This is a genomic window from Vibrio sp. J383, from assembly GCF_023503985.1.
Classification (GTDB): domain Bacteria; phylum Pseudomonadota; class Gammaproteobacteria; order Enterobacterales; family Vibrionaceae; genus Vibrio; species Vibrio splendidus.
Genome location: NZ_CP097293.1, coordinates 1,771,116 through 1,789,179, shown reverse-complemented (window position 1 = coordinate 1,789,179; position 18,064 = coordinate 1,771,116). Strand labels below are relative to the sequence as shown.

At 42.8% G+C, this 18,064-nt stretch carries 16 protein-coding genes; 14 read left to right on the top strand and 2 right to left on the bottom strand.

The annotated features are described in order from the left end of the window. Nucleotides 1-108 precede the first annotated feature (108 nt). From M4S28_RS08025 to M4S28_RS07975, 11 genes are all read left to right on the top strand, one after another. Complete coding sequence (locus tag M4S28_RS08025) at nucleotides 109-606, top strand: GlcG/HbpS family heme-binding protein (RefSeq protein WP_249632668.1); 498 nt, start codon at nucleotides 109-111, stop codon at nucleotides 604-606. A gap of 242 nt (nucleotides 607-848) precedes the next feature. Continuing rightward, nucleotides 849-1,571 (top strand): DUF1007 family protein, encoded by a 723-nt coding sequence (locus M4S28_RS08020; protein WP_249632667.1) that lies wholly within the window; start codon nucleotides 849-851, stop codon nucleotides 1,569-1,571. Between the two features lie 77 nt (nucleotides 1,572-1,648). Further along, nucleotides 1,649-2,761 (top strand): nickel/cobalt transporter, encoded by a 1,113-nt coding sequence (locus M4S28_RS08015; protein WP_249632666.1) that lies wholly within the window; start codon nucleotides 1,649-1,651, stop codon nucleotides 2,759-2,761. A 285-nt stretch (nucleotides 2,762-3,046) separates the two neighbouring features. Beyond that, nucleotides 3,047-3,550, top strand: coding sequence for a YcxB family protein (locus tag M4S28_RS08010; RefSeq protein ID WP_249632665.1), 504 nt, complete (start codon nucleotides 3,047-3,049; stop codon nucleotides 3,548-3,550). A 79-nt stretch (nucleotides 3,551-3,629) separates the two neighbouring features. Beyond that, nucleotides 3,630-4,355 carry a metallophosphoesterase family protein gene (locus tag M4S28_RS08005; protein WP_249632664.1) on the top strand — a complete coding sequence of 242 codons (726 nt, stop codon included), beginning with the start codon at nucleotides 3,630-3,632 and terminating at the stop codon, nucleotides 4,353-4,355. A 185-nt stretch (nucleotides 4,356-4,540) separates the two neighbouring features. Continuing rightward, nucleotides 4,541-6,583 carry an FUSC family protein gene (locus M4S28_RS08000; protein WP_249632663.1) on the top strand — a complete coding sequence of 681 codons (2,043 nt, stop codon included), beginning with the start codon at nucleotides 4,541-4,543 and terminating at the stop codon, nucleotides 6,581-6,583. 669 nt (nucleotides 6,584-7,252) lie between these two features. Then, nucleotides 7,253-8,221 carry a nucleoside hydrolase gene (locus tag M4S28_RS07995; protein WP_249632662.1) on the top strand — a complete coding sequence of 323 codons (969 nt, stop codon included), beginning with the start codon at nucleotides 7,253-7,255 and terminating at the stop codon, nucleotides 8,219-8,221. A 628-nt stretch (nucleotides 8,222-8,849) separates the two neighbouring features. Next, nucleotides 8,850-9,314, top strand: a complete 465-nt coding sequence (locus M4S28_RS07990; RefSeq protein WP_108193855.1) for a hypothetical protein — start codon at nucleotides 8,850-8,852, stop codon at nucleotides 9,312-9,314. A 27-nt stretch (nucleotides 9,315-9,341) separates the two neighbouring features. Next, nucleotides 9,342-12,116 (top strand): DUF4150 domain-containing protein, encoded by a 2,775-nt coding sequence (locus M4S28_RS07985; protein ID WP_249632661.1) that lies wholly within the window; start codon nucleotides 9,342-9,344, stop codon nucleotides 12,114-12,116. 8 nt (nucleotides 12,117-12,124) lie between these two features. Next, nucleotides 12,125-12,745 carry an AHH domain-containing protein gene (locus tag M4S28_RS07980; RefSeq protein WP_249632660.1) on the top strand — a complete coding sequence of 207 codons (621 nt, stop codon included), beginning with the start codon at nucleotides 12,125-12,127 and terminating at the stop codon, nucleotides 12,743-12,745. Between the two features lie 2 nt (nucleotides 12,746-12,747). Then, nucleotides 12,748-13,374, top strand: coding sequence for an imm11 family protein (locus M4S28_RS07975; RefSeq protein WP_108162208.1), 627 nt, complete (start codon nucleotides 12,748-12,750; stop codon nucleotides 13,372-13,374). Nucleotides 13,375-13,778: 404 nt separating this feature from the next. Here M4S28_RS07975 and M4S28_RS07970 read toward each other — a convergent pair whose 3' ends face one another. Beyond that, the gene (locus tag M4S28_RS07970; RefSeq protein ID WP_249632659.1) at nucleotides 13,779-14,690 is read right to left on the bottom strand and encodes a LysR family transcriptional regulator; all 912 of its coding nucleotides are present in this window, start codon (nucleotides 14,688-14,690) and stop codon (nucleotides 13,779-13,781) included. Nucleotides 14,691-14,811: 121 nt separating this feature from the next. Between M4S28_RS07970 and accD the strand changes: the two genes are divergently transcribed. Both accD and M4S28_RS07960 read left to right on the top strand, forming a co-directional pair. After that, a complete protein-coding gene (accD, locus tag M4S28_RS07965; protein WP_102498048.1) occupies nucleotides 14,812-15,678 on the top strand; it encodes an acetyl-CoA carboxylase, carboxyltransferase subunit beta in 867 nt (288 codons plus the stop codon). 321 nt (nucleotides 15,679-15,999) lie between these two features. Beyond that, complete coding sequence (locus M4S28_RS07960) at nucleotides 16,000-16,242, top strand: hypothetical protein (RefSeq protein ID WP_017094321.1); 243 nt, start codon at nucleotides 16,000-16,002, stop codon at nucleotides 16,240-16,242. Between the two features lie 262 nt (nucleotides 16,243-16,504). On the opposite strand, the gene M4S28_RS07955 is transcribed toward M4S28_RS07960, so the two are convergent. Beyond that, nucleotides 16,505-16,894: a DOPA 4,5-dioxygenase family protein gene (locus tag M4S28_RS07955; RefSeq protein WP_249632658.1), complete on the bottom strand. Its 390-nt coding sequence runs from the start codon at nucleotides 16,892-16,894 to the stop codon at nucleotides 16,505-16,507. Nucleotides 16,895-17,087: 193 nt separating this feature from the next. On the opposite strand from M4S28_RS07955, the gene M4S28_RS07950 reads away from it, so the two are divergent. Then, the gene (locus tag M4S28_RS07950; protein WP_249632657.1) at nucleotides 17,088-17,930 is read left to right on the top strand and encodes a LysR family transcriptional regulator; all 843 of its coding nucleotides are present in this window, start codon (nucleotides 17,088-17,090) and stop codon (nucleotides 17,928-17,930) included. Nucleotides 17,931-18,064: the final 134 nt, after the last annotated feature.

The following is an 18,064-nucleotide window of genomic DNA, read 5'->3' as shown; positions in this document are numbered from 1 at the left end:
ATTAAAACACCCTTTCTAAACAAACAAAAAATAGAATTCGGAATTTGAAAAACGAATATTTTTTGAAAACAGATTCTTTTTGAAAACAGATGCTTTAACGGAGTAAACATGAAAACGACAAAACTAACAGTACTAGCAGCAACCCTTGGTTTCCTTAGCCTTTCTCACAATGCAATGGCAGCAGAAACACAAACGGTCTCTTTCACTCAAATCTCATCAGAAGCGGCCTTCAAGCTTGCCCATGAAGCCGTTAATCAATGCGAGGCCGTTGGTTACAAGGTTTCTGCGACTGTTGTCGACTTGTCGGGCAATGTGATTGCTCAGCTACGTTCTGACGGCGCAGGCATCCACACACTTGATAGCTCACGCAAAAAAGCGTTCACAGTGGCAAGCATGAAGCAGCCGTCAGGTAACCTGATGAAACTCATCGCCGACAAACCTATCATGCAACCCTTGCAGAATATGGACGACAACTTGTTGTTCCTAGCGGGTGGTGTTCCGGTACAACTGAACAATGCCATGATAGGCGCGATTGGTGTGGGTGGCGCTCCGGGTGGCCACTTAGATGTCGCTTGTGCTGAAAAAGCGATTAAGAAGTTCTTCTAAAAGTCCGTTTACCAACAAACACTGACGGATCTAGAAAAGCGGCTTAGTACCCTCCTTGCCCAATCAAAAAATTCCTCGCTCTTGCGGGGCATTGCTGCAAATAAAAGCAGTTGCGAATAAAAGCAACTCCGAATTGAAACCGATAATAGAAACGTAAACAGGCAAAACATGACACAAACTTGATGTGAATAACCCACTCAATTGTTACATTATAACATTACACTTAATAACCATTCGTTCTCATGAAACAGCTATTTAATCTAATCGATGTAATTAATCACTTCTTCTCTCGCTACGTAAGCCGTTTCTCGACCTGCTGTCGTTCTCTAAACGGTTTACCTTTTGGCCTAGTATTACTGTGTTTTGCGCCAAATCTATATGCCCACCCTCACTCTTGGATAGAGATGAAAACTCATATTGAGGGAGAGAATGGCATGATCACCGGTCTCTCTATGGAGTGGTCTTTTGATGCAATGACATCCATGTACATGTTGGATGGAGAAGACGTGTCTGCCGATACAGAAGTTGAAACATTCAAAAAGCTCGCTGCGTCTGTTATTGAAAACATGAAGTATGAGCACTACTTCACGTACTTTTATGATGGTGAAGAGCCCATCAAATATCAGGTTGCTGAACACGCCAAGTTTGAGCGTGATAAAGCCAAGATGGTTCTAACATTTGACCTACCACTTTCTAAGCCTAAACCTGTGACACGAGACTCGCTCCGCGTACTCATTTTTGACCCTAGTTACTTCGTCGACATGTCGTGGTTGTCGAATAGCGACGTGACCTTGTCACCTGAACTAGCGAGACAATGTCAGTTGGAATTAATCGAGCCCAACCCGACGCCAGAACAGATGAGTTATGCGATGTCTTTACCAGCCGACGCAGATCCAGATAACACGTTAGGCCAACTGTTTACACAATCGGTTGAGCTTCATTGTGCAGCAGTTCCTGCATCCTAATAAAGTGACTCTTTACCGCCATTACGTAAGCTTCTCAATTCATTTAGAGAAAAATATCTGATATAGGTTCTTGTGAAATGCAGAAAAATCAACTTAAAAAAAACTATTACCTTATTGGCGCCGGAGCTTTATTGCTTGTTGCTGTCGGTGCATATCAAGTGTGGTCTATGTGGCCATCGTTAGTTATCTCTAGTATTCAATGGCAAAGAGAAGTTAACTCAGAGCTAGCCGACCTACTTTATGAAGCCAAATCTAATCCTTGGGGCGCAGGCAGTTACCTTATTGGATTCAGCTTTATCTACGGCATGCTCCACTCCCTTGGGCCTGGGCACGGCAAGGTTATTGTCTCTACCTACTTAGCCACTCACCCAACCAAAGCAAAAGTGAGTTTGGTACTTACGGTCGTCTCCGCTTTTTTACAAGCACTGGTCGCGATCTTATTAGTAAGCGTGTTGCTATGGGGCTTTAGTGCTTCAATGCGCGTAGTGAATGACAAAGCGAATATGTTTGTTTCATTAAGCTTTGCGTTGGTGGCCGTGGTGGGTACTTTGATCTGCTGGAAGGCTTTAAAAAACATATACACCACAATGCACAAACCGCAACCAACTCTGAGAGTGAAAGCCATCACTCCATTAGCAACAGGCACAGCTTCGTCAGTGTCAGTTCGTTCGCAGGTGCCAGTTCGTACGTCAATGGCGCTTCGTTCATCTGGTTCAATGATTATGGGCGCTACCAATGCATTACAAGCCGCTGACCACACTCATGCAGATCATTCTCATACCGACTGTGGATGCGGCCACCAACACGTCGCTGATCCAGAAGCCATCAATAAAGCTTCAACATTCCGAGAGTACGCGGGAATCATCGTGACGATTGGCATCAGGCCATGCACCGGAGCCATCATGGTTCTGCTTTTCGCAAACATGGTTGGCCTATATTGGATGGGCGTTCTGAGTGCCTTTGCGATGGCCGTAGGCACAGCATTAACAACCTCATTAATTGCAATGATGACGCTAACAGGTAAACATCTAGTGAAGCGCTATTTGGCAGCGGGTAACAAGAACAGTAGTGAATCAATGAAAGTCGCAGGTCACTACTTGCAACTCTTTGGCGGCATTTTGCTTGTGTTGATTGGCTTGTTATTAATGAACGGCCAAGACAGCGGCATGTCGCCTGTTTTCACCATGTAGAGCGCAAGAACGTAGCAATATATCTGAGGTTCTTTCCACCCGCTCCGCACATATCAAGGCCTCGCAAACGCGAGGCCTTAGCTTTAGTCATTATTTAATATCAAATCAGGTAAACAAGTAAGCTATACCGAGAGCAAAACCCGTCAGTATTATTGATTTACAAAAGAGCATCAAAACCGCTAAAGAAAAGTACCGACAAGCGATACAATGCTGGAGTTACTAGATTGCAGCGTAGTAGCCCCTTTATAGAAAGCTCATTCACAGAAAACATTAAAGTAGCCAGACATGTCTAAAGATCCCGGTTTCACCACAGAATACATCCTCGACAAGACATTTTTCACAGAGTGTTATGATCAAACTAGCCTTCCGACTCAATTTCCAAAAGCCTATTTAAAAGGAATACTGTTTCTTATTTTTGGTGTGGTTTTATTAGAGTTTGAGCTACTACCTAACGGTTACGTTGGCTGGTTCTTTATTGTATTAAGTGTGATTGAAGCGTTCAGCGTTTACTGCAAGAGAACCTGGTGGATATGGCGACAAAAAATCAGCTCAGGTGCTGGCAGCAAAGTGATCTTTCAAGGTGACGTTAACGGTGTGAGTTATAAAAACGCTAAAAACACCAATACTATCGCTTGGACTGACATCTCCCAGCTGCAACAAACCGATTTAGGTTTTATCCTTCATATTGGAAAACAGCGCCAATACGTCAGTAAGTCTTGTTTAAGCGATGAAGCCATTGCGTTCATGGTTGAGCAACACGAAGCGTCCAAAGCACCCAAAGCACATTAGCATCAATAAATGCCTGCCAATTTGGCAGGCATTTTTTTATCATCTTTAATAATTCGTATGGCATAACCGGACAACAACAATGAACACCGTTTACCAAATCAGTGATTGTCACCTTTCCGCTGAATCCAGCTATGAAAACCTGCGTAGAGCACTGGAATACGTCAGCAAAGACACAGCATGCAAGACCATTTTTCTAACTGGTGATATTTGTTGTAATCCAAAGTCTGGCGACTACATTCGATTAGAGGCGTTCATTAGGCAACACATTAGCGACCAATCCATTTACGCGATTGCGGGCAATCATGATGACTCTCGCTTAATGCGTACCGAGTTAAAAGGATCGTCGATTTTCGTCACCAATAAAGCAATGACCAATGAACGAGAGTTTGTATTTCTGGACTCTAGCTTCAAGCCGCTGGATAAACGTCATCCACTCGGTTCTGGGCGCATTGATAACCTTGGCATGGCTCGGCTAAAACAACAGTTGAGAAAGGCTAGTGATCCTATCGTGGTTGTTCACCACCCTGTTATTCCAGTCGGAGCTGACTGGATGAAAGCCATCCGTCTAGAAAACGATGCCGATGTGATGAACGTGCTTCGAAAATATCGTGTTCGTGACGTGATCTGCGGCCACGGCCATGACGGGATAACGGCGACACAACAAGGCGTAACCCAATACATGGCGCCTTCGACAGCCTATGGCTTTGACCACTCGATCAATGAATACAATCGCAGCGAGAAGATAGGATTAAGTCGAATTTCGTTCTCTGCTGATTCCATCGACTACCAAACTGTCTATTTTTGAACCCTCTATCTTAAATCTTGCTGTCTTAAACCTTGTGGATTCGCTTTCGAATAAACCAAGCTATATAGCGTTCTATGCCAATAGAAGAGGCTTGCAGCGATTCAATTTATCAATCTGTGATTGAAGACAGCACGCGAAGAGGTTTGGCGTTACACTCATTAAGATCAAACAAATAACGAGGGTCTATGACGTTTTCTCCTGCCATTTTACGTAAAGTCTGGTACTCCCCTTCCATTAACCTTGGGCTTCGCGCCACCAGTGCCATTGCGCTGTTTCTTGGTTTAGGGGTGTTGTCGAATCAAACCACTATCGCCATGACCGCGCTGATGACCATGCCAGCCGCTCTGATTAGTGGCCTCGATGCAGCAGGGCCAAGGAGGTGGACACGTTTTGCGATCACCGCAACCGCTTGGGGCATGACTCTGGCCATCAGTTACGCTCTGCTGAAAAGCGGACTGCCTTTATGGGTGACTTATGGTGCTATGGGTGCTTTGCTTGCCAGTGCTGCGGTCAATGGTCCTTTTTGGGCACGGCTAGGCATGTCGAGCCTATTGATAGCAGTCGTCACTCTCTCACTTCACAATTCCAACACAGCGCTAAACTTGTACCCTATGTTGGTACTCGGGCCTCTTACTTTTGCACTTTTTAGCTGGCTTTGGTTTGCGTTATGGAAGCACTATGCACTGCGCGTGTGTCTGTCCGCGATTTACGAAACCTTGGCAGACTACATCCAATATCGACAAGCATTCTTGTTAGGTAGCGAAAGTGATGCACCGAAAAGACGCATCAAATACCAACTCATCGAGTTGTTCCAACAGGCTCTTCAATCTGAATCATTTCGATCTAAACAAGAAGATGCTAACTCGCTTCGACAAGCCTTGTTCCTCGCTCTTGATACGTTTGAAGTGATACTCAGCAGCCATACAACGAATCCCGATCTATTGAACCAATTTCAGTCCAGCAAACACAAACGAGACTTGCTATTGGTTTGGAGCCAACATTGTCAGCAAAGACTAAGACACAAAGCCAAACAGCTTCTACACAACACAAACGAAGAGGTGAAGCACTTAAGCTCATTGGAACAAGAAGCTAATGACTTGATTGAAGCGGTCAAGCTCGAAGACCAACCCCGTTTTCGTTATTGGGCCTACGCAGTGAAGCACATTTCCCGTCGTATTGAGCTTAATGAACCCGCTTATGAACGTTCTTTTGAAGTGCAGCCGTTCGAATTGTCTTTTCGCCTGCCAAGCCGAGGCAATCCGATTTGGCGTCATGTTACCCGTATCGGTTTGATGTTCGCACTTGGTGCTGGAATTGCGGAATACTTTGAATTGATTCGCCCTGATTGGGTTCTGATTTCGATGTTAATGGTGATTCAGCCAAGCTTCTTGGCGACACGCAGTAAAACGTGGCAACGCTGTTTAGGTACAGCGCTTGGTGTACTGTTCGCGACCTCTTTAATTCACATTGGCGTACCAACGACCGCGATGTATACGCTTATCGTTATCCTCTTGCCTGTCGCAATGCTTAATATCATGCGCCATTACTCGCTAGCCATTGGTTGCATTACAGCGCTATTGATTTTGGTGTATCAGACCATGGCGCACCAAGGGCTCGACTTTGCAGCACCACGTTTGATCGACAACATAGTCGGGGGCGCGATTGTCCTGCTCGGATACAGCTTGTTATGGCCGCAATGGCGAGGCAAAGAGATCCACACTCAAGCGTTAAAAGCGCTTAATAGTTCAAAAAGCTTATTTGTGTATTGCTACGAACAGCTGCAAATTGGCACCGAACAACATGACCATATTGCGCTAACCAAGCAACGTGCCGCTATGCTAACCGCCGAAAGCGACCTTGAGCTGATTTACAATGAGATGCAGCAAGAGCCAAAACACACTCGTGCCGATCCTCACTATTATGAAGATATGCTGAGTCACTATCGATTATTAAGCCATTATCTCTGCTTGCTGATTCCGCTGGTCAGAAAAGGCACGCAATACCAAGGTTCACAACAAGTCGAACGCTTAATTCATGATGCGATGGATGCATTGATCAATACCATTCGTGATAACCGCGTCCATGAGCTGCCCGCGCTCACCAATCAAACTGAAGCCGATCACCCAACTACTACAACAGGTCAGCGTTCAGTAGAAGAAATCATCTGGTTAGCACTGATGACAGTAAAACAAATGCACGATTTAGTTCGGCGTAATCTAGAAGGCTAAATCAGGGCTTAACGATCAAAGGACTTAAATACCAAAGATCTTAAACACCGATGGCCACTCAGATTTTGATCTGTATTTTTAGATCTAAGCGTTTGGCAGACCTTTAGGAAAAAGAAGAGTATCTAAAACTTGTTATTTAACTCATTCCAATACTTACGTTCTTTTTCAGTTATTGAATATATATGGTCATAACGACCACATCGACCTAATTGCCTTAAGTGATCGTGCAAAACCAATTCGTTTAGAGAATTTATAACGTTTACAACATCATTATTTGTAGATGGCATCCATTCCAAATCAGGACCTACTTCGCTGTTGATCTTGGAATCTTAAAAATAAAAACCCCACCGTAAGCAACTGATTTACTGGCCATTATTAAATTCACCACATACATCGTGATAACTTTCTTTAGTATCGAACATTCTGTTCTACTGGTGGTCCATCACTGTCGAAAAACTTGTAGTGGCATGGTGAATTTTTTCAATATTTTAAAGGTACTAATACCTTATAAAAGGCGGAAACAAAATGACCGGAGTACAATATTCATACGAGTAATTCAAACCTTGAGTGTTTAAGTTAAATTGCTCTCATCATGAGATTCAAGTCACGTTCATCAGTGTTTTTTCTAGGTATCGTCTACACCTCTCAACTGTTTAATTAGAAGCTGATATGACAAAGAAAATCATCCTAGATACAGATCCGGGCATCGATGATGCAATGGCAATCCTATTTGCAGAAGCACATCCAGATATTGAGCTGATGGGAATCACGACCGTTTATGGAAATGCGACGATAGACAATGGCACTCAAAATGCTCTCTATCTGAAGCAAAAATTCGGTATGAAGGCACTCGTTGCTAAAGGTTCGGATAAGCCCTTATTAAGAGATCCTGTTGGAGCAACGGTTGTTGTGCATGGTGAAACGGGGTTCGGTAATGTGACGGCACCAAGTTCGCTAGATTATGAAGCGATTAAAAAGCCAGCTTATCAGTTCATTATCGACAGTGTTCGAGCTGAACCTAGAGAGATCACTCTTGTGGCTGTCGGTCCTCTGACTAATCTTGCACTTGCACTGGAAGCTGCTCCTGACATCGTCGACTTGGTAAAAGAAGTGGTCGTTATGGGTGGTGCATTCGGTGAAAACGGCCACAGAGGGAATGTAACACCATTTGCCGAAGCGAATATTCATGATGACCCTCATGCTGCCGATAAGGTGTTTACGGCATCATGGCCAGTTGTCATTATCGGGCTCGATGTTACAGAGGAGAGTTTTTTTACCAGTCAATACCTTGATGAGTTGCGAGATGACGCTGGAGAAGTTGGGCAGTTCATCTGGGACATTAGTCGTTACTACTTAAAGTTTTATTCTGACAAAGTAGGAATGGATGGTTGTCATGTTCATGACCCATCAGCCATTGCTTATGTTATCCAACCGTCTCTTTTTACAAGTCGTAATGGCCCGGTCAGGGTTGTCACAGATGGGCCAGCGGAAGGGATGACCATTCAGAAAGCTGATCAACGTAACTATATGAATGATGAATGGGGTTTATTTCCTGCACAGCAAGTCGGCGTTCAAGTAGATAGCGATACTTTACTCTCACTCTACAGAGAGACATTGATAAACTATTCACAGCAATAAAGTGGGCCTGTCGTAAATATTGAGAAATGCGCGACAGGCTAATGCTCTAGATACAGTAATCCTACAATTGCGTAGAAACGCTCAAAGGCACTGTCAGTTTCATCTGATTCAGATGAAACTGATCTTCAATATCAATACAAGCCACGAGCTAAGTGTCTATCCATATTAAAAAGTAATTTTCATTGACTAATTTCGAGAATTGACTGGCTCACTTATGCCCCATTTCCAGTTAGTGCTTTTACTCATACACACCTTGTTAATGTGTGTTTCCCCTACTAAAAGTTATCTGACATTAGCAGTTGTCAAAGTTAAACGACACAAAAGGCATCATCGTATTGCTTTTTGGCTTGGTATAGCGTTTCTATCATTACTCAAGTGATGTAATACTCTCAGTTTTAAAATGATAGTAATTTCGTGACTTTAATCACAAATTTAAGTGCGAGATAAATCTGTAGAAAAGTGAAAAACACATGCGATAAAGCCAATTGATTTGCTAGTCTAGTTATATTGATTGGCCTTCATGCCTTTAAAGTCGATTATTCAATCGTAGTGACCATTCATTTCTACAGTACCTATTCAAATCGCCCAGAGATAAAATAATAGGCTCTAAATAATCACTGGGCCCACCATGAATCAAGAGCCACCAAGAGACATTCTTAAGACTACTTCAAAACCTTGCTCTCGAATTGGTTGGGTAGTGGAAGTTCATCCAGAAAAGAATCGAGTCAAAGTAGACTTTGAGCATAACCCATTTTCTCAACCTCTCTGGGCGTCAATAGGCCGTGCTTTTACTCAGTCAGAAATTTTTATGGCCATCGATAATAAACTCGATTGCCGAATCTCTTTTCTATCCGAAGATCTTACCATTCCAACATTGGTTGATATCTATATTTCTTTGCTTGAAGAGCAAGAGCTTGTTGTTAAAGCAAAGAAGATAACACTTGATGCAGAGGAAGAAGTGCTTATTGGCTCTGGAACGACACAAACCAAATATAGCGGAACGGATGGCCGTATCACTACAACAGCCAAGCATCTTAGTAGTAGCGCTGAAAAAATTCATAAGATCCAGGGCGCTAAGGTAAAACTCAACTAATCCACTTAATCTAAGTAGGACATATTAATGGCAGTTACAATAAGTGCAAATGGACTCAGTGTTGTCCATAAAGGCTCGGGAGGAGAGGCGAATGCCACCCTGCCTGATGTGTGCCTTACTACAGTCGGTAAACCTGTTGTACCAATCCCTTATGGAAATAACGCGAAGTCGGCAGATTTAGTGGAAGGCACTACGACAGTAACAGCAGATGGCGGAAACAGTATTGCTTTAAAGGGCAGTAAGTTTGCCAAGAGCACAGGTGATGCGGGCGGGGACAAGAAAGGCGTAGCATCGGGTACGATAGAGGCCGAGGCCGAATTCATTTCCGCATCACCGAGTGTCATCATCGAAGGGAAAGGCGTGGCTAGGTTGTCAGACCAAATGACAATGAACAAGGCCAATACCATGTGCCTAGGCGGGGTTCAAAACCCTGCCGTCACGGTCACTGAAGATGAAGAAGGCACTTACACTGTCTACATCAAGGCTAGATACCCGAATGGTGTACTTCTCAAGAACGCAGATTTTGACATTACCGATGTCTCTGGTGGCGCTCTGTCTCCTAGTAACTTTGATAACTCTGGCAAAAGCAAAGTATCAGGCTTAAAGCCGGGTCAAATCAAAATTCTGGTTAAAGAAAGTACGGATGAGTTTATTGCTACCCCAGTTCGTATAACCAACCCACACTACCTACCCGATTACAATGATGATGACTTCTTTGATAGGTCTGCTCAGGGACAGCAAACCTTCTGGCACCCGAATCGTATTGCCCCGCCAGTAGAAGGCTGGGGAACTATGGGGCCTAGCCTCACCGCTGACCGATATTTTGCCGATATTGTGAAAGCAGAAACGAAAGCCCACTTCGAGTTTAGACACCCTGATTTTCATTTCAGCGTATTGGCAGAATCGCTAATCGCGGGAATTGATAGTCTCTCTGATACCAGTTTTGACAGTGTACTAGCGAACGGGTTACCAATGGTGATGGAAGAAGGGGAAATCCTCTCCGTCTTATTTCGTTTACCCAAGCATGAAACCGCAGACCGTATGCTGGCTTACATGCGTGCTCGTGGCAAAGGCAACCCGCAGGTTTTCATCAATAGCTACCCTTGGGATAAGGCTAAGAATACACTCAACTCTGAACTTGAAGGTCTACTTAGTAAAATAAAGGGGCGTGTTGAATCCCTGAAGTCCGAAGCCAGTCGGTTGAATTACGTTTACTTATCTTCTGATATCTATGAGAAGCATGTAAGCACCATTGATACCTATGCTAAAAAGCTATCCGATAACCTCAGCCAAGCTTTCAAGCGTATGGAGAAGAAAGCTAACCAACTTATAAGTGATGTGTCAGCTGTCTCGGTCATTCAAACGCCCGATCATGTTTATTCTGCCGAAGCAGGAACGATTGAGGTGGTAGTGAATACGATACCGAAAATAGATTTAGAGGAGCAGAAATGGGTCAAGGTTCGTGCAATATACTCCGATCGTTGGCAGACACCTATCTATGCTAAAAACCTGAAAATAACTGCCAACTCGGTGGTGCATGAAGAGAACGTATCACTCAATGCTTTACCCTTGAATAGTACGGAATCTGAAACCATAGATTTGGCTGTCGAAACAAATCAAGTTGAAGGTGGTGTCGCGGTATTTGACACATTAAAACCTAACACAGATAGCGTGACTGTAGAGTTCGTTGGCGAGCCAACTATTGAGAAGCAAATAGTCAATATCCAAGACAGCGTTGAGGCAACACTTGATGGTACATACAACGCACTTATTGAGGACATGAAAGGGTTCCAACAACAATGGGATGAAGAGGGTTACTGGACTTTAGGTGACGGGGTGATTGACGGTGCTCAAGCTTGGGGTGCTGATATTGTTGATATGTTGTCTCCTAGTTTTTGGGGAGACGCTGCGGACACTATCTCAGATTTATCTTCTTCTGCTGTCGATAAATTGGCGATTTATTCAGTCGATAAGTTCAACTCGATCACCAAGGCAATGCTTAACGAGAAGGGGCAACTTAAAAATCCTACCTGGGTATTGGAAACAATAGGAAAAGAGTTTGACTCATTCCAAGACAGTGTTTTTGAATCCGCCGATGAAGCGATTGAAGATGTGAGTAAACTGTACGCGGAAAGCCAAGATGTGGTGCGAAAGTTAGAGTGTATTGCTAAGCACCGACAGACAATCCTAGAGCTTCCACAGAAAATCTCAAATGGTGATGTTGATGCGGTCGAAACCTTTGTTGACACTGTGCTGATGGATCTCGACCCTGAATGGGCAGAGGAAATAAAGGGTCACGAGCAGTTCCCTAATGCAATGGCGATAATAGAAGACCACGACACAATTCTGACTTATGTGACTTATCTGTCTTTAATGCTTGAGGCTATTCCTCCTAACTTCTATTTCTACTACGGCGGTAAAGCGGGTGCATATTTGATCCTTGAACTGATTCTCACCGTTGTGCTGGCTATTTTTACGTTAGGTACAGGAGCAGCGGCTCGTATTGCGACACTGGCAGCACGTTTTGCGGGAGGTGCTAAGAAGGTCAAGGGAATAAGAAATGCGGCTAAGGCATTGGATTCATTTATTAAGGCTGTGGAAAGCTTGATTGATGTACTGCCTGATTATCAGGAGCTAGCGGAAAAACTGGTGAAACGCCCACTTGGGAAGTTCAAAGGCAAGCCCGTTACAACCATGACTGCGAAAAAGAAAGCGGTGAAACGAGATGCAAGCTGTAGGCTTTGTCATTCCAACCAACATAAAACGCCTCGTTATAAACGGGGAGAGTTAGAGTATATATAGAGTTAACTATGGCAAAAGGATATAGAGAAGCTGTAATGGATCCCGCTGAAATGGATCCTTCGCACCCCACAAACCATGGTTTTAAAATGCAGGTGCACCACCTTTTATCAAAACAAGGTGTAAAAAAAACAGGTACCGGAGAAAAGCTTAAGTCTTACGGATATGACATCAACTTGCCCGGTAATTTAGTCGCTTTACCTTGCACTTTGGAAGGAGCGTGTCATTTACAAGTTCAACTACACAGGGGCAATCATCCTACTGTTATTGATACCAATGATAATGATAAGGAGCACCCTAAGGGTTACCACATAGAAGTAACCGAGCTAGTAGAAGAGGCATATAAGACCATAAGTAAGCGTTGCGAGAATCAGGGTACCCCTGGTGTTCAGCGTTATATGGATTATCACAGCTTATTAATCTTGCGCAGGGTAAGTAGCTTTGATCTGCCATTAACTAGGGTTGCCAAAGCCTTTAAGCGTGGCGGAGTTGGGTGCTTGGGAACCACAACAGTGCCAGAGCTAGATTTAAAGCTAAAAGCTCAACCCAAAGAATGCCAGTGCAATGAGAGAAAACATGATAAATTCAGTACTTTCAAAGAAGTACCATACAATTTAGAAAGAGGAAAGTAGCTTTGAATATTTATGATGAATCCTATTATCTTATATTTCCGGATTATGAATTTGAGGACTATGACAATGACCTCACACCAACCTCATATACGGCCAATACTCATTGGAAGTTTGAAAAGTTGAGTTTTGGTATAAAGTCACTTACTTTTGTCTCTGATAATGATAATTTGGATTATTTGCAGCAAGATTACACTATAGCATTTAGCGTACCGAACTTTGTGGTCACAAATAAACTTAAAGAGCTGCTTGAAGGTGGCCTTTACGGCAGTCAGTTTTTTCCTGCGATCATTCAAGATGAGCAAAATAATGCTGTTGAAGGCGTTTGGGCACTGAATACTTTTGATGACTTAGATTGTGTTGATCTAAAGAGAAGTCAATTTTATATGCCAGGTGATGGAAGTAAGGAAATTGATGGATTTTCTATTAAACCAGATATGGATAATTACCGACTTCGAGAAGATGTGCTGGATGCTATTCCAGAAAACGAACGATTAATTTTTCAGCTCGGAAATACATCAAGAGGAAAAATCTTCTTTCATCAAAAAGTAGTCGATATTTTTAAAAAACACGACGTTAAAGGCATAAAATTCTTTAAAGTCAGTGAATTTGAGTATGGGGACCAACATTAAAAATTCGTGACCATATTATTGTTCTCGGTAAGAGAGGTTTCAAGATCTTAGTTATCCGTGTCGAAAATGAAATAGGGAGGGAGTTATCGCTCCCATCTTTTGTCGTTAATTGTCTCTAAGGTCTTTAGGGTATCTGATACCCAGGCACATCATTTCATTCTCACAACAAGGGGCATATAGCGCTCCTCAACGTGGCCTCCAGGGATTCAAGTTTGGCTATTTGCCATACTTTTAGTTATTCATGCTTTGCTAATGTTCGATTTCCCGAAACTGATTTATGTCCAAGAGTTTGTTATCACTACCCGAAAAACAAAAATCCTCGCAAACGCGAGGTCTTAGTTTTATCCATAAATAGTGAGTACATCTCTAACCTAGGGAAGAGCCCCTAGCCTCCGAATTTTCTGTTATTTTTGCGCGTCTAGATTCGCTTGCTGCAATAAGTGCTCAATGAACATCGGAACCTTTTTCGCTATGTGCTTTCTCGACGCATAAAAGGCGTACAGCACCAAATCTTCAGGTTTGTATTCAAGTGTTATAACTTCCAAAGAGCCAGTATCTATTTCATCGCGACAAAATTCAACAGGGAGTATCGCAAACCCCAAACCAGCCAATGCACCTGCTTTAGCGAGTTGTCCACTATTCACTTTAAATGTAGATTTTACTCTTTGAGTAATTACCGGACCTGTTTCGTTCTTAAATACCCATGGCGTACCATTTAACGCGGTAAAGCTGCTAATACAAGGTACATGTTTCAAATCCGTAATCTTAAAAGGCTTAGAAGATGTATGAAGAAGTTTGGGTGAAGCCACAACAACACTAGGCCAACGCTTAATCTCTTTCGCTATCCAATTGTTATCCTCTAGCTTCCCTCGATGAAAACTCAAAATAACGTCAAACCCGTCAAGCGGATCCTCTTTAGGGCTGATACTCGTATCACAACATAATGAAATAGATGGATATTGAGTACAAAACGAAACGACGGCTTGGGCCAAGTCAGGTGAGTCTGGCATTAAAACATTGAGTTGCCCTATGACTTCACGAGAGTGTTGTGTCACCTCCTCAAGGGCATCGTTGAGTTTATCCAACAATGGCTGAGTTCGTAGATAGAGGTGGTCCCCTGCTTCTGTCGAAGCAATTCGGCGAGTCGTTCTATCAAAAAGTCGAGCATCTAGCTGCTCTTCTAGCAACGCGATATGACGACTGACGTTTGATGTCGGTAAACACAGAAACTCTGCAGCTCTCTTAAAGCTATTGTTCTCATAGACACAGTGAAAACTTTTTAGCCATTGTTGATCAATCTTCTCAAGCATTCCCATTAATCCCACCCATTCTAATAATCCCACCTAATTGGATTATAAAGCCAATATTAGCCACTTTATTACCAGAAACAGGCTTATACAATACTCATCATTAAAAGTGAACTGGATAAGGTTTCCAATGAGTTGGATAGAAAAACTATTAGATAAGAAGAATATAATCAGTACGCGTAAAGCGAATATTCCAGAAGGCGTATGGACAAAATGCCCCTCTTGCAACCAGATCCTGTACAGCATAGCTCTTAAAGAAAATCTGGAGGTATGTCCAAAATGCGATCACCACATGAGGATGTCGGCACGCTGTCGCTTAGACAGTTTTTTAGATAAAGGTATGAAAACTGAGTTAGGCAAACAACACGAGCCGAAAGATTTGCTCAGTTTCAAAGACAATAAACGCTACACAGAGCGCCTTGCCCTAGCCCAAAAAAGTACAGGTGAGAAAGATGCAATAGTCGCGATGCAGGGAGAGTTGTTAGGGATGCCTGTTGTGGCGTGCGCTTTTGAATTTTCTTTTATGGCTGGCTCAATGGGTGCCGTTGTGGGCGCTCGCTTTGTTGATGCTGTTAATGCAGCCATCGAGGCTAACTGTGGATTAGTATGCTTTTCGGCTTGTGGTGGAGCGCGTATGCAAGAGTCACTGATGGCTTTAATGCAAATGGCAAAAACGAGTGCTGCTTTAAAACGGCTATCAGATGCAAAGCTCCCTTATATCTCCGTATTGACCGATCAAACTTTTGGCGGTGTATCGGCAAGTATTGCGATGTTAGGTGATATCAATATCGGTGAACCTAAAGCGAGAATTGGTTTTGCCGGACGAAGAGTGATTGAACAAACGGTACGAGAAAAATTACCTGAAGATTTTCAGCAGAGTGAGTTCCTATTAGAGCATGGCGCATTAGACATGATTATTGATAGACGTGACATGCGTAAACGAGTAGCTAAACTGATCGCGATGATGACCAATACACAAATTCAAGTCGAGCATTAGACCACTACACCTCGGCCTATAGCTCCCCCTAAAATGAAGTTCAACGACCTCTTTAGATTAACGACCGAGGGGGAGAACATTCTTTGTCGCTAAACTGAAGCCGCACTTGTCTCGTACTCATCAAGATCGGTATTCAGTTCCTCCCCTTTCCTACTATCAATACGAGATTGAGAATACGAACCGCACCCAGTACATTCCTTTAGATTACTGTATTTTCACTAGCTTCTTATAGTTAAAATACCGTATGGTACAAACCATAAAATTATTAAGACTTGTGGTCTTTGCCACAGAGACTCTCCATTTAAAACGAAAAGACTTACTATGAATTTTGATATCAATGCACTGAAACACCACCAGCTGGTCGAAGATGGTCAATTAGAAGGTTGTTACATTCATCAACCTGTGCAAGGCAGTCAACCAGATGACAAAGCGGTTTTAGTAGAGCGCCAAGCGCTAGAAAGCCTGGGATATAAGGTGGTTCAGGTTAAAGCGAAAGGCGGGACAACAACGTTTGCCGAGGCTATGCTAGAGCTTGCGAAGAAAACAGGCCACCAGCCAAAATAGTAAACGAGTGGATAGAGGGAGTTACAAAGTTCGCTAACGACAGTCTTTCGACTACCCTGTCGAGCGATCTTAATAAGCACTATTTCATGCTGACAGCATGGGCTCTAGCGAAAGCTTTTTTCCTCAGTTAGCGCTTGCTGTCACCGTTGCCCCAGAGCAATTTATCCAGGATTTGAACGAGTCGCTTCCATTCTCCTCTTTTGATTCTTCCCCCTCTTTCCATGTTTTTCATTGTTTTCATTATCGATACAAATTTGGGGCTTTATAGATTCTCTAGATTTAGGGCTTTGACATCTCCCATCCAAAACACTCTATCTTTATGATCTAACAAATCATTTCCACTGATGGGGTGAAAAAGTATCGATAAACCTTTTCGGTTGAACGTCAACCAAGTAACTACGTCACTTAATAAATGTGATTTAAAGTAAAGCTGACAGCTCCAACAGGGATGAGGGCCAACCAATTTTCGATGAAGTTGGCCTTGTCTTAGATCGGTAATTTCTAATGCTATATCGTTAATTACCCTTTGAGCCGTTTGCTCGGTAAGGTTGTTAAAATAAATATGTGCATGCCAACCTTTTAACCTCGGAGAAGATATTACTTCTTGGTGATTACCATACGCAATTGGTAATTGGGGAGTGAAACTGGGCATAAAATACCTCTATAAACTGGAATTCTTTATTCACGATTAACTCGAAAATATCGTTCATTCCGGTGAGTCAATCTTTGGTTCTGTTTTATCGAGAAAGAGTATGTTACAACCTATATTATTAATACACTGCATAAGTTGAATGTTACCTATGAATACTTTCGATTACTCTACGTTGGATGGACGGCTACTTCGCATGTTTATTAGCGTTTACGAACACCAATCAGTAACAAAGGCAGCGGATAGTATGGGGGTTACTCAATCAACAGTTAGCCATGGGCTTAACCAACTGCGCAAAATAGTAAAAGATGAATTGTTTGTCACTTCAGGAAGAGGCATCGCGCCTACGCCAAAGGCGGGAGAACTTATTGAAAAGGCCAGAGAAATCGTAATAGCGATGCAAGCCTTCACAAGCTCACAACAATACAACCCACTAATAGATGATAAAGTTTTTTCCATCGCGGCTAACGACTATGAAATAGAAACCGTTATAAAACCTATGTTTCATGATTTCCAGAAAGCAGCGCCGATGAGCTCGTTGCACATAGCTCCAGCCAGAACTCAACTTCAGTGGGCTTCATTACTTCGGTCTGGCGATGTAGATTTTGTTTTGTCACCAGAACTAACGAGTAACGAGTCGGATTTAATTCAAACTAAGTTGTTTTCTGACCAAGAGGTCTGTTTTTACAATCCTCAAAAGCAAACACCGCCAACAACGATAGAGCAATATTGTTCCAAACCTCACGCCATCATGTCTTTTGAGCACTCTCACCAAACCGAGATAGACACAATACTTAAAAAACGAGGAGTGAAGAGAAAAATCGTGGCTAGTGCGCCGAGTTTCGGGGCGATAGCGTCTTTAATTAAAGATACAAATATCATAGTGACAATGCCTTCTCGCTTGTCAGAAACGTTATTTAGAGACTTTAAGCAGGTCCCCTTACCTTTCGAGCTTCCTCACTTCAATATTGTTAAAGTCTGGCACAATAGAAATAAGCAATCAGAGCGTCATTCTTGGCTTAAAAATCGATTACAGTGAATATTATTTGGAATTGATACTCTTAGTTTTTTGGCTGTATGTTAAAAAGACCGACCATGGTATGAAGTTTCTGTTTTTTGAAACCAAGTAAACGCCTGTGTATTGAACCCATCTATTCATCTATTCATCTATTC